Here is a 748-nt window from a genome sequence, read left to right as displayed (position 1 = left end):
TCAAGACCTTCGCTCTAAAAGGCGTCAAGCTTAAGCTGGCAGGCGAGCAGCAAGCCCCTTCAATTTCAGTTGAAACAGTACAAATTTCCAAGCCCTATGCGAGAGCTAAAATCTCTGAAAAAGGCGAGATGAGCCTGGCTCAACTAAGTAAATCAAAACCGAGTGAGACAGAAGAAGGAAACACTGTAACAGAAGATCATTCGCAAGAAGAGCACAAAAGCGAAACAGCAGGAGAACAAGACCAAGCAAGTCAGCCTGCGAATATTGCCATCAATCGAATTATTATTGAAGAAGGCCGCTTCGACTATATCGATGCTTCATTAACACCGGTTTTTAATACTTATGTCGAGCAATTCTCCGGCGACATCACTAATATTTCTTCAGACATTGATGCCCACTCAAAAGTAGCACTATCTGGAAACCTCGATACCTATGGAAAAATTGCCATTAATGGCACAACTAACCCACTCAGCGCTCAACCTAATACTGCCTTAGATATTCAGGTCAACAATATTGACCTAAGTACCGCCAGTCCATATTCGGCTAAGTATGCTGGCTACCTGATCGATAAAGGCAAGTTGGATCTTGACCTGGCTTACGACATCAAGGGCTCTAAGCTGAAAGCGGACAATAAAGTCTTTATAGATCAATTTAACTTTGGAAAGTCTGTCGATAGCCCCGATGCCACAGTCTTACCACTTCCTCTGGCTATAGGTATTATGAAAAACCTCGATGGTGAAATAGATAT

1 protein-coding gene is annotated in these 748 nt (G+C 42.8%); it reads left to right on the top strand.

Going from position 1 to position 748, the window contains the following annotated elements:
- On the top strand, positions 1–748 hold a 748-nt coding region (locus A3756_RS21710; protein WP_156490674.1), incomplete at both ends, for a DUF748 domain-containing protein.

The organism is Oleiphilus sp. HI0086, assembly GCF_001635225.1.
This window is presented reverse-complemented; position numbering and strand designations above follow the sequence as displayed.